Raw genomic sequence first — 15,540 nt, 5'->3', positions numbered from 1 at the left:
TTGATTTAAATAAAAACCTGCTCTGCAAACAAACATGTTTTCTGTATAATAACTAAAGCTTAAAATTAGGAATTCCCTGTCAATTATTATCACAGTTCTTATTCTACCGCAAATCTCCTGTTCATAAATCCTTAAAACAATCGTAATCTACATTTTAAGCGATTCCCCAAACAGACGTTTAATTTTGCTTCTACTTAATATACTGTCATACCATGAAGAAAATCTTTACGTCTGTTTTATTTTGTGCATCCCTCTTTTTCTATGCACAAACCGGAACCGTTTCCGGAAATATTAATGATGATTCCAAATTATCGCTGCCGGGTGCTAAAATTACCCTCACTCCCGGAAATATCTATACCACTTCAGATGATCACGGTAATTTTGTTTTCCTGAATGTACCTCCGGGAAATTATACAATGACTGTAAATTATCTTGGTTACGGGATCAGTGAGTACCAGGTAACCGTAGAAGCTGAAAAAAATACGAGACAAAATATTATTTTCAACAGAAAGGAAACAGTAATTGCGGAAGTGGTAGTAAGCGGATCTACGTTGAAAAACCAAGCCAGAGCACTGAACAAACAAAAAAACAATGCCAATATCACGAATGTAATCTCTTCCGATCAGATCGGACGTTTTCCCGACGCCAATATCGGGGATGCCCTGAAACGCGTTCCCGGGATTACCATACAGAATGACCAGGGTGAAGCAAGAAACCTGATCATCAGAGGTCTTGCTCCCAATTTGAATTCCGTAACCCTGAATGGTGACAGGATTCCGTCTGCTGAAGGCGACAACCGTAATGTTCAGATGGATCTTATTCCTTCAGATATGATCTCCACCATAGAAGTTAATAAAACACTGACTCCGGATATGGATGCTGATGCCATTGGAGGTTCCGTTAATCTGATCACAAGAGCTTCCCCCAACGGACAGAGGATTTCCGCCACTCTCGCGGGAGGTTACAACCCGATCCGTGAAAAAGGGAATTACACTGCAGGATTTGTCTATGGGAACCGTTTTTTAAATAAAAAATTAGGAGCTGTTTTCAGTTTTTCTTACAACAACAATAATTTCGGTTCAGATAATATTGAGCCTACGTGGAGCCTTGCCAAAGATGCTGCACAAACTGCCTACATCAGTAAAATGGGAATCCGCTACTACGACGAGCACCGCATCAGGCACAGTTTTGATCTGAATATGGATTATGAATTCAATTCAAAAAATAAGATCTATGCTTCGGCAATGTATAATTTCAGGACTGATAAGGAAAACAGGTTTGCACTGGGCTATAAAATAAAACCGATTTATAATGATGATGAAACGGAGATCACAGGCTGGAAGGGCAGCATTACAAGACAGAACAAGGGCGGGGATTCCGATAACGACAACACCCGTCTTGAAAGACAGAAAGTACAGAATTACGCCTTAAGGGGTGAACATCTCTTAGGTTCCAAGGTTGACCTCGACTGGTCTATGAATTACGCCACTGCCAGCGAAAAGAAACCTCATGAAAGGCATATAGAGTTTGAAAACGGGAAGATGAATTTCTCGTCGGACCTGAGTGATCCGCGTAGACCTATGATCACTCCGCTTTCTGCAGATAACCCGGGAGTTTATGAGCTAAGTGATCTTTCGGATTCAAACAGCTTTACCCAGGAAAAAGAATTCGGGGCAAAGGTAAATGTGCGTTTCCCATTTTCTGTTATTGACCATCAGAAAGGCAGGCTTCGTGCAGGTTTGCGTCTTCGTGTAAAAGAAAAGGAGCGGGACAATGATTATTATGCTTTTGAACCATTGAATAATATGGGCAGCCTTCTGTCTGTTCCTACCGTATATTTTGACGGTCAGAATTTCCAGCCGGGAAATTATGTTCCGGGAACTTTTGCAGATCCCTCCTATCTGGGCGGACTTGATCTGTTTAATCCTGATTTATTTAAAGGTGAACTGAAACCGGAAGAATTCCTGTCGGGCAATTATACTGCAAAGGAAAACATCTATGCCGGATACATCAGATGGGACCAGGATTTCAACGATAAGCTTTCGATGATTGTCGGGGCCCGTATTGAAACTACAAAAATTGACTATACAGGAAATTATGTATTGGATGAGGAAGATCTGGCCGGGAAAATCAACCGTACCAATACTTACACCAACGTTCTCCCAAATGTGTCTTTCAAATATGTTCCTGTTCAGGATCTTATCCTCCGTGCAGCATTTACCACTGCTTTAGCCCGCCCGAATTATTATTCCCTGGTTCCTTATCTTAATGTTGTCTCCGGTGATGAAATTATTGCCGCAGGAAATCCTGACCTGAAGGCAACGTATGCCTATAATTTCGATTTTATGGCTGAGAAGTATTTTAAATCTGTAGGAATTCTTTCGGGAGGTGTTTTTTATAAGAATCTTAAAGACTTTATTTATACCTATTCAAGAAGAAATTATACATCAGGGGATTTTGCGAATGATTTTGCGGGACAAACCAACCCTATTCCTCCGGGAGAAAGCAACTGGAGTTTTACCCAGCAGCGTAATGGGGACAACGTAGATATTTATGGTTTTGAGGTTGCTCTTCAACGTCAGCTTGATTTTATTCCGGGAGCATTCTGGAAAGGGCTTGGAGTGTATGTCAACTATACCTACACCCATTCTAAAGCGAAAGGTATTACCAATGAAGACGGTGTGGAGAGGACGGATGTAGGACTTCCAGGAGCTGCGCCCCATATGTTCAACGGATCTCTTTCATGGGAAAACAAACGTTTTTCGGCAAGGGTTTCTATGAATTATGCTTCTCATTATATTGATGAATTGGGTGGGAATTCATTTGAAGACCGTTATTATGACAAGCAGGTTTTCCTTGATGCCAATGCTTCTTATAAGATCACCAGCCAACTGAGAGTTTTTGCAGAGGCCAATAATCTCACGAACCAGCCGTTACGCTATTACCAGGGAATTCAGAGCCGTACCGCACAAGTGGAATATTACAAGCCGAGATTCACTTTAGGATTGAAATTTGATTTTTAAACGTATGAAAAAGTTACCCTTTATTATAGCGGCTTCAGTTATCCCTTTTGTGATAAGCTGCACCGCACAACATTCAAGTATAAAACCCACTGTTATCACAGAAACAGTGGTACACGACACGGATGATCCGGCAATCTGGATTAATCCCGAAAATGCTTCAAAAAGTATTATCATAGGAACCGATAAGGACACTGACGGCGGACTGTATGCCTTTGACCTGAACGGAAAAATAATCAACAAAGTCCTTGGTTTGAAACGCCCGAACAATGTAGATATTGAATATGGCTTTATGCTCAACGGAAAGAAGACAGACATTGCTGCCGTTACGGAAAGGGAAACCAATACCGTGAAGCTTTACAGCCTCCCTGATCTGAAGGAAGCAGGTGAATTTACAGTTTTTGACGGTGAAGCGGAACGCGGCCCGATGGGAATTTCGATGTATAAAAACCCTGTAACGCAAGAAATTGATGTTATTGTAGGAAGAAAATCCGGACCGGCCGACGGTTATCTGTGGCAGTATAAGCTTTCTGAGAAGAATGGAAAAATCACCGGTGAAGTGGTCCGTAAGTTCGGCAAATACAGCGGTATGAAAGAGATCGAAAGCATTGCTGTGGATGATGAAATGGGATATATATATTATTCTGACGAACAGTTCGGAGTGCATCAGTATTATGCAGATCCGGCGAAAGGAAATGAAGAGCTTCTGGTCTTTGGAAAAGGCGATTTTAAGTCTGATCTTGAGGGGATTTCTATTTATCCCACTTCAGCACAAACAGGTTATATCCTGGTTTCCAATCAACAAAAGAATACTTTTAATGTGTATCTGCGGGAAGATCCGGCGAAAGGAAGAATTGCTGAAATCCCGGTTTCCACAAGTGAAAGCGACGGTTCAGAGGTAACCAACGTTAATCTAGGGCCTCAATTTCCAAAAGGTATGTTGGTTGCGATGAGCAATGGAAGGGTTTTTCATTTTTATGACTGGAGGATAGTTGAGGAGAAGATAAAAGCGGCGCAGGAGGCTGGAAAGTAGAGGAATTTTATTTCAATTTTATTATAGTTTAAAGGATAACCGTTTTGGTTATCCTTTTTTGATTTTTTTACTTTAAGTTACGTTTTGTAATGCTATTAATATTTTATAGCAGCACGTCTAAAACATTACCTACCTTTTTCATACCTAATATTTTCATCAGCATTAACTTCTATAATTATATGGTTGTTTTGTTTATCAATAGGATAAGAAGTTAACATTAAAAACTTCTTAGAATCTTCATTTGATAAGGCTTCAGTTAATTCATTATCTTCATTATTATAAAAATTTTGAAGATCGATCCTATTTTTGTCTAGTTCCCATTTATCTTGCCCTTGATATAATAGTTTTGAATGTTTATCATAAATTTTATGAATATATGTATCCTGTTTAATAATTAATGTGTCAATAACATTGTCTCCTGTAAAAGAATATTTTCCCAATAAATCATTTTTATCTACACTACACCCCACAGTCATAGTTGCTCCCAATATAATTAATATAATTACTTTTTTCATATTATTTTTTTAGTAGATTATTTTTATTTATCCATAATAAACTAACTAATATGGTAATACATTATCGCAAATAATAGGCGTCTGCATATATTCAGCAGCTAATTTATCCTTGAAATATTTTTCATGACCTATGGCAACGCCAAATCCTAAATATATGGAATTGTTATTAATAAGAATCATTCCCTTAGGATTTTGAAGATTGTTTTTGTTGGTAAAATAAAATTCATAATCTCTATTTGGCCCAGCTAAAACAAAAGAAAGCATTTCAAAATAATCATCAGTTTCAAACTCTATTTTTCCAAAATATTGAGGATAGGTAAAATATTCATCTTTAGGCTTAAATCCCATCAACCAGTTTTTCATAAAATCATATATAATTTCTTTTTCAATTATATTGATATGTACATATATATCAGTTAATTTAGATTCATTAATATCAGAAAAATTTTTGACAACGCATAATGTCCGATTATCCAATTTAGACAAAATAATTTCCATTACTTTAATATAATGGTCAATAGAATCATAAGATAACCCAGCCGTAAAAACAACTAGCTTATCATTTGTTTTTAATAAATAATAAGTAAAAACCAGAAAATTTTCTATTGCTGAAGAAGAGTTCAAACGATCATCTTTAAAGCCTATTATATTTTCAATTTCACGTTTTAATTTATTCTTGCCGACTAGCCTGTCATAACTACTTCCATAAATTTTAACGGCATTTTCAACAGGAAAATTCACCGCAATGAAATCTTTATTATCAATTAAGCTCTGATAATCGCTGTCTATATCTATTATTATTAGGTTCATATTTCATTTAAATTAAAGTCAACATAACTGCCATCAATGCAGGTAAACTTTAAATTCTTTCCATTGATTTCCATATTTTCATAAAGCTCTGGTAAAGAAATACTTGTTAATAAATTATAATTTATTAAACTAACAATTAGGATTTCTAATTCGGTTATTACAATCATAAAAGTATCATAGACAACTAGATTATAGAAAAAATAGAAAAGCTTAAGTTTAAGTTTGATATTTACTATATTTAAATCAATTAGTATAAAATTTTGATCAATTCCAATTGCATAGATTTCTTTACTAACCTCTTTCACTACGGGTTTAATATTTGTACTTTGCCAACCAAATTTAAAACTATGTATATTATTTGAAATTATTCCAAACATTCGATCTGTTCTTTCGTCTTCAAATAAAACAGGTAAAGTTGAGCTTTTATAATTTATTTCAGAAATTTCTCTTAAATACATATTAAAATTTTATTTTTCATCATTTAACTTGAAAAAATATAGCGTTGAAAATCAACGCTATATTTTTTTTAACAGCAAATCTGGTATATTACTTATAAGGGAGAATCCCATTACAAATAATCAGCTCTTCTTTATATTCTTCGGTAAAACTATTAATAAAATGCTTTTCACAACTTGGAATTACACCAATACCTAAGTACATAGCATTATTCTGAATAAAAATCATTCCTTTGGGATTTTGTAAATTATCTTTGTTTTCAAAATAAAAATTATAGTTTCTATCAGGTGCAGCTAAGACGAAGGAAAGCATCTCAAAATAATCATCAGTTTCCAATTCTGTGTCTCCGAAAAATTGAGGATACTCAAAAATTTCGTCTGTAGTTTTAAAACCTATTAGCCTATTTTTCATAAAGTCAAAAATAATTTCTTTTTCAACTTTATTTCTGTAAATATATATATCAGTTAATTCCATAAATTATTGAGTTTGTTTTATTCCCGCACTTATAAATCTCCCACCTTTTGTTTCATAATAATAATAAGTTTGACCATTTTTAACCATTTCAAATGTTCAAGCCTGAACAAAAGTCGCAGCTCTACCTGATCCCCTCTCACCATATAAAACACGTTGATATCCAGTAAATCTTCCTGTATGTCTAATTTCAGACGCTGCAATATTAAACTTTTCTACAAGGCTTGCCAAATCTTTTTTTCTCCACTTTAAGCCAAATTGCGATCCATGTCTATCCATGGCATGTTGAAATCCTTCTATCTCAATTTTTGTCATTTCTGATGCAGGTTTAAAAGGAAGCCTATTTGGATCTAGCTTTCTAAATGCACCAACTAATCCAGTTCCCATTCCAGAACCAACTAATCCATGTTCTGCCCCCCATTTAATACCTCCACCAACATTAAGACGCATATAGTCTGTCATTTGCCCTCTAAGATCATCCATCCTTGCTTTGTCTGCACCTTCAAGCACGAAAGCATTTCTAGTATGTGTATCAAGCCATCCAGATAAGGGGCCTCTAATATTTTCTTGCACCCAGTTTGATGTTCTTTCACTCAATTTTAGTTTACTTCCTGGTGGGTCTTCTCCAAATTGATCAAAGTCAAAGCCTCCAAAATAATCTGGGCCATTAGCATAAGCCATAAGATTTTTATACTCCTCTGTTTCACCATAAGTCTCCGCCTCTGTAACAAATCCACTACCATCAGCACTACCTCCTCTTCCTTCTCCGGTACTTTCTCCAATCCAGCTTTCTACCGAACCCGAAGTAGCACTTCCACCACCTGCATAATACCACCACAGAGAACCTCCAGGTGCACCACCTTCACCAGCACCAATTGGAGTCATGGCTCTTCTTCCATCCGGATCTATAAAGCTTACAGGGTTATTTAAAGCATAGTTATATGGAGAAAATCTTCTGCTTGTTTCTGCCAATGGATCTATAATTCCCCATCTGCCAATGTCTGACATATACATTCTGGCTCCATAATCGCTCCAGCCGGTTTCCTGTTGAAGTTTCTTACTATTATATTGGTATTTATAGGCTGGATAAACTTATTAAAAGTATCAAACATTTGGAATATGATCAAAAAAATCTAAAATAAACATTTAATTATATATATTAGTTTACAAATAAAAACTAATTTTATATTATAATTCGTACTATTTATGAAAAAAAGCATTCAAATATTTTTAGTTTTAATATTAATGATTAGCTGTAATTATAATGAAACCTTTTCAAATAGAGAACAAGATAAGCAAGATGCTGAACGAGTAATAAAAAAATTCTATGCTTCTATAAAAGAGAATAATAAAGAAAGTACAATTAAATTATTTAGCAAGAAATTTTTTCTTATAACAAATAAACAACAACTTAATGAAATGATTAACTGGACTAATGAAAAAGGGGGTACTATTTCAAATTATACTTTATCTAATTGGCAAACATTAGTTATCAAAGGGCCAAACCCTAAATCTGATTATTCCCTTGTATATTATATTAAGAGAGATTCTATTAACACACAAGAGATTTTTTCTTTGCAAAAAGAAAATGATACTATCAAAATTGTAGGTTATAAAATTAATCTGGATGTTAAATAAAAACTCATAAAATGCCCCTGAAATGTAATATTTTAGGGACATTATATTTTAAAATACTTTATTTATTAATATTATAGCTTTTAAAAAATTTATAACTACCATTCTTCACCCTATATACATCAAAGCTTTTTGTATTATGTTCTTTGGAAATGGAATCACCAACTTTTAGTGTATCTCCTCTAGTATTCGTAGTAGTAATACAATATTCATTGTCATAATAAAATTGTAATGATTTATTTTCATAATTCATCACCTTAATGATTTTAGTCTGAATTTTATTTTTAAAAAAATGGTCATTATTTTTGTATATATATTTATATCCATAAAAATAACCCACTAATACTAAGCCTAATATCATAGGTACAAAGCGATAATATTTTGAAATTTTCATTTTATTTAATTTGGAAAATAGGTTTAACAATTGGTGTATATTGGTAATTTATTTGAATATTAGCCACTGATGCAGGACTTCCCTCTATACCCACTCCTATCTGTCCTCCCACATTTATAAATCCACCTCCTTTAATTGGATTTCGTGGATCTACAGGGGCGTACATTGCATTCAAAGATCCATCAGCAATAAAACCTATCCCTGCAGAAACACCTGCCGAATGACCTTGCAACATACTATACCTTATATCTCTAGAGTCACCTGTATATCTACCCCCACTAAATGTGACCCCTGCATTTCCCTCAATACCGTCTCCAATTGATCCATTCACTGAAGAAGTAAAATATAAACCTGGCTGTCCCCTTGTAAGTAAAGTAAAATTAATAGGAGTCGTTCCTGTACCAATAATAGCAGATACATTAGATGATAACCCCAAACTATATGAATCATTAATTAAATCTCTTGCAATACTACTATTCCAAGCATCAGACACTCGTGTATCAACCATTTGAGCAATTCCCCTAAATACAACATCTCCTATTTCTAAAGTTCCAACTTTAGTTACTGTTGCTCCAGGAGCCAATGTTTTAATACCTGCTCCTTTTTCACTTCCTCCAAAGAGTCCTTTTAAGAAATCCCAGAAACCAGATTTGGGAGAACCTGGATCTCCCACTGAAGCCATAATATCTTTATACCACTGTGTTTCCCCAAAAGTTTTGGCTTCTGTGACAAACCCACTACCACCATGACTTCCACCTCTTCCTTCTCCTGTACTAGCTCCTATCCAGCTTTCTGCTGAACCTGAAGTTGCGCTTCCACCGCCTGCATAATACCACCACAGAGAGCCTCCAGGTGCACCACCTTCAGCTGCTCCAATTGGCGTCATAGCTCTTCTTCCATCCGGATCTATAAAGCTTATAGGGTTGTTTAGCGCATAGTTATATGGTGAAAATCTTCTGCTTGTTTCTGCCAATGGATCAATTACACCCCATCTTGCAATGTCAGACATGTACATTCTGGCACCATAATCGCTCCAGCCGGTTTCCTGTTGAAGTTCCTTGCCATTATATTGGTATTTATAAGCCGGATTTCCTGCTAAAGTATTGTAACCTTCATGCTTCATCCCGAAAGGATAAAAATTATTTTCCTCAATGATCTCTGGTCCTGAACCGTTTTGGGTGTAGCTTAAACGCACATTGCCCAAATGGTCTGTATAGCTGTAAATATACTTATTATTTTCAAAGTTATAGTAGCCTTCAGCCGTAGGAACAAATTTTAAAATGAAAGGAGCTGATGCAGTCTGGGATTCATACTGAAAACCATCAAGATAATCTGTAGAAATGGAAACCTCACCGACGAACAAATCCCCTCCATATTTATATACTTTACGCAATTTTGTACCATCTGCTTTAAAAGTATAATTGGTAGTGACGTTACGGTTGGTCAGACTTCCTGTTACTAAATTTCGGACACGATAGGTTTGGTTAAAAGTTATTTTGGCAGGAAGATTATGAAAGTTATAATCAATCTGCAAAACACCTTTATCTGTGTGGTCTTTCATATTCCCGTTATCATCATAGGAAATGGTATTTCCTGAGGTATCGGGATAACCACTGTAATTGGTTGAGCTGTCGGTAACAGAATTGAGCCTGTTGCCTGTATAAGTATAGGCAAGATTGTCAATCTGTGAAGCTGTTCCTGAAACCCCTTTTGTATTTCTCTGAAGGGACATGATATTGGAGCTCATGTCGTACGTTACCGTTTCATTATAAAAATCGTTTTGAGGAACAGAAGAATCCGGCTCGGAATACGCTCCTTTTTTCAGCCTGTTCAGCCCGTCATACTGATAGGTATATCTTCGGAGCACATTATCGTTGGCTGTTCTCCAGTCTACCTCGGAAATGGTCCCGTTGAACTTTGCAGCAGTATTTGCCGGATTATTGTACTTGAGTTCATAGCCAAACAGTTTTCCATTCAGATTGGCAGGATCATTCACCTTTGTGAGTGCACCTCTGACATCGTAGACATAATCAATACTTTGCAGATTGTTCCCAACCTTTTTATTGGAAAGTCTGGATAATTCGTTATAGGTATTCTCCGTCAATAATTCCTGAGGCTGGCCGTCCACCTGGTGGTAATGTTTTTTCAGGCGGTTCTGTGCATCGTATTCGAAAGTCTGGGTAATGACTTTTTCGGTGTCGGTATTCAGTCTTTTGTGATATACCTTGGATAGCTGGGTTACTCCTGCGAAGTCCAACAAAGATTCCGTTTTGGTGTATCCTCCCAGATGGTTGATGGAATAAGTTCCCACAGCCCTGGATTTTTCATCGTACCAGATATAGCTTTTTGTCCAGTTATCGTCTTCTATGTTTTTTATAAGAGACAATACAGGAAGATTTTTTGTATTTACATTCGCATTTTGATTGTCTGTAATAACATTTTGCCCCAATATTGTCGCAGGAAAAGCAGGGTTAAAACCATATTGGGGGTAGCTGTCATAATAATTCAGGGAAAGTAAAGTTACCCATTTTGTAGAGTTTGGGTAAGTAGAATCCTGATTTCCATAATAAACGTCCATTCCCTGTCTATTGAATAGCGCATTATCGAGTCTGTTAACATTATTATCAGCAAGCCCGTCTACAATACTCTGCTCCGACACGCGGGATGAGCCTGTACCAATTCCTGTAATGGCAATTCTGCCTGATTTGTCATATTTGGTATACAACCATTGTCCTTTTTTTCTCAGTTCAGCATCCTGGGTAGATACCAATCGATCTTGCTTATCATATAACATATACTCCCAGCCTTTGCCTGGGAGTTTCTTTTCCACAAGTCTTCCCAGACCGTCATAACGGTACTGGTAGCACAAATTATCCAAAGCTGTCTGGTTTACAGTAGCCACGGCAGCCATTGGCGGAATAACAATTACCTGCTGACCGAATTCATTGTACACATAATAAGTATCCACATTCTGCGTTCCGTCATTTTTTCTTACTAAAACGGTATTTCCATCAGAGGTTTTAAATTCTGTGGTGATGTTCCCGTCTGCATCTGTCACACTGTTTTTCATCAGCTGGTTGGCAGCGTAAGTCCCGTTTTCAGAAAGTGCGGACAAGGTGGCATTATCCTGCCAGGATGTTGTAACGGTATATTTTTTCACTTCTCCTGCCGTATTTGCAGCATAGGCGATACTGGATGGATGAGCCGTAAAATCATTTCCGGGCGGAGTCACTTTTTTTATTCTCCCCAGTGGAGAGTTTTCCAGTTCTTTTTCTGAATATATTTTTTCGTTTCCGAAGATATTCACCGCATTGTTCAAAGGATCTGCATAAATCGCTCCGTTCTGGGTGCCGTTCTGCGGAACAGGCAGGTATTCTTTGGTCACCCTTCCGAATTCATCATACTGAATGTGGGCAACAATGTCTTTTCCGGAAGGTGTAGCTTTGATATCTACAGCCTGTTTTAGCCTTCCTAGGTCATCGAAATACTGAACCTGTTCGGATTTTTTGGCACAGTTCCCGTCAAGACAGGTTTTGGTGTATATATAATTCTCCGAGGTGCTTGCATTGACAGTCTGGGCATTGAAATATGCCGCTGCAGACAACAAGGTGAAGAGTGATATTATTTTTTTCATCATGATTAGTGTTTATAGTTATACTGGTATTCCTTCAAAGTTTTCCCTGTGGCATCTGTAATTTTTATCAGCCTGTTGGCATTATCGTACAGATAGGTGGTTTTCATACCATTGGAAGAGATGCTGTTGGTCATACCGATCAGCGGATCATAGGTATACGTGGTAACGGAATAATTTTTTAATGTGGTATCCTTTCTAAGGTTTTCCAGCGCCTGCAGCAAAGAGGATTCAGTAGCAGGGTTAGCCGCATCGGCATTTGAAGCATTAACGGCAGCTGTTACAGTGGACAGATTCATGACCTGGCTGTATGGCAGACCTTCAATCTTAGCAATAGGCTGTGTTTTATCATATCCCCAGATGGTTGTTACCGGAAAATTAGCTTTATCGGAAACCTGGACAAGATTACCTCTGTCATCATATACATCAAGGGTAGCCGCTGTAAACTGTGTCTGGCTCTGCGTATTGTATCCCATAACAGATGACGGATACAGGTTGGAAGCATTATCAAATTTCGTTTCCGATTTATCTACGACAATTCCGTTTACCTTCACTTCGGTCTGAACGGGTATGGAGATCATATTGGCATTCATCAGGCGGGTATTGTTCGTGTCTGATGCATAGCTTATTTTTTTCTCGGTTACTTTTCCATCTGAAGCTGTTTCTTTGATTAAATAAGGCTGGAAATTACCTGCATTGGAAAAGGTTTCTGTTATATTCTGTAAGCTGCTTCCGTTATCAAAATACGTTTTGGAAGTGGTTTTGGAAGATTTCATCCATGAAGCCTTGGATTTATATCCTAAACATAATGAGTATTCAGGTACATTATTGATTTCTTCGAAAACATATTCCATATTCTCATCAGATACTAATTGGTTCTGCTGACTGAAAGTTTCCTTTTTACTGAGCACCCCGGATGAAACTATATTGTAATACTGCTTATAAAAGAAATTTCCACTTATTTCATAATCGTCCGGTGTTTTGAAATAATATTTTGCATATCCTATGTTTCCGGACTCCCCACCATAAATTTCCTTAACATTGGTATATAAATTAAAGCTGCTTATGTAGTCCTCATCATTACATATCTCATTTGTAAATTCTTTACCACTGGAATCATTGGGATTAGAAAATGAATTATAATTATAGGTTACAGATTTTTTCAGACTATTAGCCGACGTATAATATTTAATGTTTGCTATACGCGGAACTTCGGTTGGTATACTATTTTTGTACGGAGCTGGAAGGCTGGCAATAGAATAGGCTTTAACAGCTCCACTTCCGTTACCGCTTATTTTAAAAGTGTAGATTCCCGGGGTAAGATTGTAATAATTTACTCCTTCACAGTTGTTAATGATGTATCCGTTCACTTCAGTTCCTGATGAATTCAACAGTTTATAGGTCGGAGGAATAATTACATCACCATGAGGATTGGGAATAATATAAACTTCTTCTGTCAGTTGGGTTACATAAAACTTTTTCGCTTCGGTTACCTGAAATGTATAATTCCTGTTAATATTGGTATCAAAATCAGCAGTATTGGCAAGGCTTAAAAACTGTATATCCGGCCGTGTTATTTCATTATTGCTCAACTGGACACTACTGCTATCCTGATACGTTTCGCCTGCTTCAAAATTATAGACTACATACCCTCCTTCCGGCAATATCATTTTTTTCAGTAACCCTAAGGTATAGCTTCTCGGATTCTTTTGATTGCTATCAGGGCACAGGAAATTTCCATACTCATCAGGATTACCTGACGGGCTGTAATTGGTTTCAGAACCGGACTGATCATATTCAAATATCCTGTTTTCTACAATCTGTCCGCTTTTGTCAAGCTTTTTTATGCCGACCAGGATTCTTTTATCCTCGTTATTATTTTTAAAGGTACTGTAAGCATGGAAACTGGAATAATCCAGATTATATTGAGCAATAAGATTGGAAGAAGCATCTGATAATGAAATATTATTTACCTGATAAGGGTCGTCTTTTCCCGAATCTTCCAGAAACTGGTTGTAGGTATACCCAATTGTTATTTTACCATACCTTGTAGACATGTTTTCCAGCTTACAGTTCTGATATAACAGCGTAGTGGAAGTTCCTGCATATTTGCTGTTCTTTTGATAGGTAAAATTGGCAACAATATTGTTATTCTCATCGGAGATTTTAGTCAGAAAGAAAGCAGATTTGTAATTAAAACCTTTATAACTGACATCATACCTTGAAATACTATAGTCTTCAAAAATATATTTAATCCCTTTGTCATTTGTTAATGTAAAAGAATTAAGAATGAGTGTCGCATTATTGGAATCTCTTGTATATTCAATTTTAACATTGTTTCCTGAGATATTATTCAGGCTGAAAGTATTGTTTATAGTATCCCTTACAAATTTGAATTTTCCTGACTCCCCGGGAATATCATAGTAATAAATATCATCAAATATATTTCTCTTATAATTGGTGGCGTTTGGATCCGAGAATTCCTCATCTGCTCTGCCATTGATCACTCTTGAAATAACCCCGCCTTTCAATAAAGCCCAACCTAAGCCTACTTCACTGCCCGTTTTATTTCCAATGGCATTATAAGGATGATAGCTTAAAGCTGTTGAAAGATCTACGTTACCATTACCTGTAGGCAGGGCAAGTAAAGGAATTGAAATATTCGGAATTCCTGTAGACAATGAAACCGGAGTATTCACATAAGAGGAAAATGAAGAAACAGAAGGCATCGGCTCCGGAGTATCCCCTAAGTTTCTTTGGGATAAGCCCCAATTGAATATCAATATGAATAATAAAAGTATTTTTTTCATCTGTATTATTTTTTTATCAGTTTAGCACTTGCTGTTTTATTATTATCCGTTTTTATCGTCACCAGATAAGCCCCCTGAATCAAATTCTGGGTATTAATCTTAGTTACCTTATTATTGGTCTTCAAACTTTGAAGCTGCCTTCCTCCCATATCATACAGCATAATATCAGCCTCCTTGAAATCAAAGCCTATTTCTACATAAGCATAATCTGAAACCGGGTTTGGATAGATCTTGATGTCCTGCTTTTCAATCAGCTGGTCAAGCTGTTTATCTCCCAACTTTACGATCTTCCAGTTCTCTTTGCCAAGTTCTTCCGCACTGGTTCCTGCTAGAATAATGGAACCATCTCTGTTCAGTTTTATATCAGATAGTCTCTCCTCTCTTTTTCTGGATTCTCCTTTCACATGTTTTCTCCATTTTTCATTTCCTTCCTGATCCAGATACAGCATCCAGAAAGTTTCGTCATCAGTCTGTATCTTTCCTTCTGCCTGGGTATAGCCACCGAGTAAAATTCCTTTTGTGACATCTTGATTCTTGGCTCTTGATTCTTGACTCTGAATAACACTGGTTCCCATCAGGATATCTCTGTTCCCGAAATTGTAAGATTTTTGCCAAAGCTCTTCGCCTCTTTCGTTTAAGGAAATTAACCACAGATCGGTTCCTTCTTCAATTCCAACGGTTTTGTTTCCTGATCTCTCTGATCTGGATTCTCCTCCGATTAAATATCCTGCCGACGTTAAAGCAAGAGTTCTTAAATGATCATCT

General features: G+C 36.7%; 11 protein-coding genes and 1 pseudogene. 3 read left to right on the top strand and 9 right to left on the bottom strand.

Features of this window, described 5'->3' with window-relative positions:
• The first annotated feature begins 212 nt into the window (after window positions 1–212).
• Together ACM40_RS15980 and ACM40_RS15975 are read left to right on the top strand one after the other, a co-directional pair.
• Window positions 213–3,023 (top strand): TonB-dependent receptor, encoded by a 2,811-nt coding sequence (locus ACM40_RS15980; protein WP_048503813.1) that lies wholly within the window; start codon window positions 213–215, stop codon window positions 3,021–3,023.
• 4 nt (window positions 3,024–3,027) lie between these two features.
• Window positions 3,028–4,053 carry a phytase gene (locus tag ACM40_RS15975; RefSeq protein ID WP_048503812.1) on the top strand — a complete coding sequence of 342 codons (1,026 nt, stop codon included), beginning with the start codon at window positions 3,028–3,030 and terminating at the stop codon, window positions 4,051–4,053.
• 125 nt (window positions 4,054–4,178) lie between these two features.
• Here ACM40_RS15975 and ACM40_RS15970 read toward each other — a convergent pair whose 3' ends face one another.
• The 5 genes and pseudogenes from ACM40_RS15970 to ACM40_RS15950 all read right to left on the bottom strand — a co-directional run.
• Window positions 4,179–4,568: a hypothetical protein gene (locus ACM40_RS15970; RefSeq protein WP_048503811.1), complete on the bottom strand. Its 390-nt coding sequence runs from the start codon at window positions 4,566–4,568 to the stop codon at window positions 4,179–4,181.
• A gap of 45 nt (window positions 4,569–4,613) precedes the next feature.
• Entirely contained in the window at window positions 4,614–5,378 is a 765-nt protein-coding gene (locus ACM40_RS15965) for a hypothetical protein (protein WP_048503810.1), read from the bottom strand.
• Complete coding sequence (locus ACM40_RS15960) at window positions 5,375–5,836, bottom strand: hypothetical protein (RefSeq protein ID WP_048503809.1); 462 nt, start codon at window positions 5,834–5,836, stop codon at window positions 5,375–5,377. Before ACM40_RS15960 ends, ACM40_RS15965 begins: the two co-directional genes overlap by 4 nt.
• A gap of 88 nt (window positions 5,837–5,924) precedes the next feature.
• On the bottom strand, window positions 5,925–6,308 hold the full coding sequence (locus tag ACM40_RS15955; RefSeq protein ID WP_048503808.1) for a hypothetical protein: 384 nt from the start codon (window positions 6,306–6,308) through the stop codon (window positions 5,925–5,927).
• 96 nt (window positions 6,309–6,404) lie between these two features.
• A pseudogene (locus ACM40_RS15950) lies at window positions 6,405–7,322 on the bottom strand (RHS repeat-associated core domain-containing protein); the annotation flags it as partial.
• 189 nt (window positions 7,323–7,511) lie between these two features.
• Here ACM40_RS15950 and ACM40_RS15945 point away from each other — a divergent pair.
• Window positions 7,512–7,943 (top strand): hypothetical protein, encoded by a 432-nt coding sequence (locus ACM40_RS15945; protein WP_048503806.1) that lies wholly within the window; start codon window positions 7,512–7,514, stop codon window positions 7,941–7,943.
• Between the two features lie 58 nt (window positions 7,944–8,001).
• Here the strand turns inward: ACM40_RS15945 and ACM40_RS15940 are convergent, their stop codons facing one another.
• The 4 genes from ACM40_RS15940 to ACM40_RS15925 all read right to left on the bottom strand — a co-directional run.
• The gene (locus ACM40_RS15940; RefSeq protein WP_048503805.1) at window positions 8,002–8,334 is read right to left on the bottom strand and encodes a hypothetical protein; all 333 of its coding nucleotides are present in this window, start codon (window positions 8,332–8,334) and stop codon (window positions 8,002–8,004) included.
• A gap of 1 nt (window position 8,335) precedes the next feature.
• Window positions 8,336–11,971, bottom strand: coding sequence for a DUF6443 domain-containing protein (locus ACM40_RS15935; RefSeq protein WP_053077122.1), 3,636 nt, complete (start codon window positions 11,969–11,971; stop codon window positions 8,336–8,338).
• Window positions 11,972–11,973: 2 nt separating this feature from the next.
• The gene (locus tag ACM40_RS15930; RefSeq protein WP_131705376.1) at window positions 11,974–14,775 is read right to left on the bottom strand and encodes an RHS repeat protein; all 2,802 of its coding nucleotides are present in this window, start codon (window positions 14,773–14,775) and stop codon (window positions 11,974–11,976) included.
• Between the two features lie 5 nt (window positions 14,776–14,780).
• Window positions 14,781–15,540: T9SS type A sorting domain-containing protein (locus ACM40_RS15925; RefSeq protein WP_048503803.1), on the bottom strand; the 760-nt coding region annotated here is incomplete at its 5' end.

Origin of the sequence: Chryseobacterium sp. BLS98 (assembly GCF_001045445.1) — a bacterium.
GTDB lineage: Bacteria > Bacteroidota > Bacteroidia > Flavobacteriales > Weeksellaceae > Chryseobacterium.
Note: the sequence above shows the minus strand (reverse complement) of the source record. Positions and strands in the feature narration are given on the sequence as shown.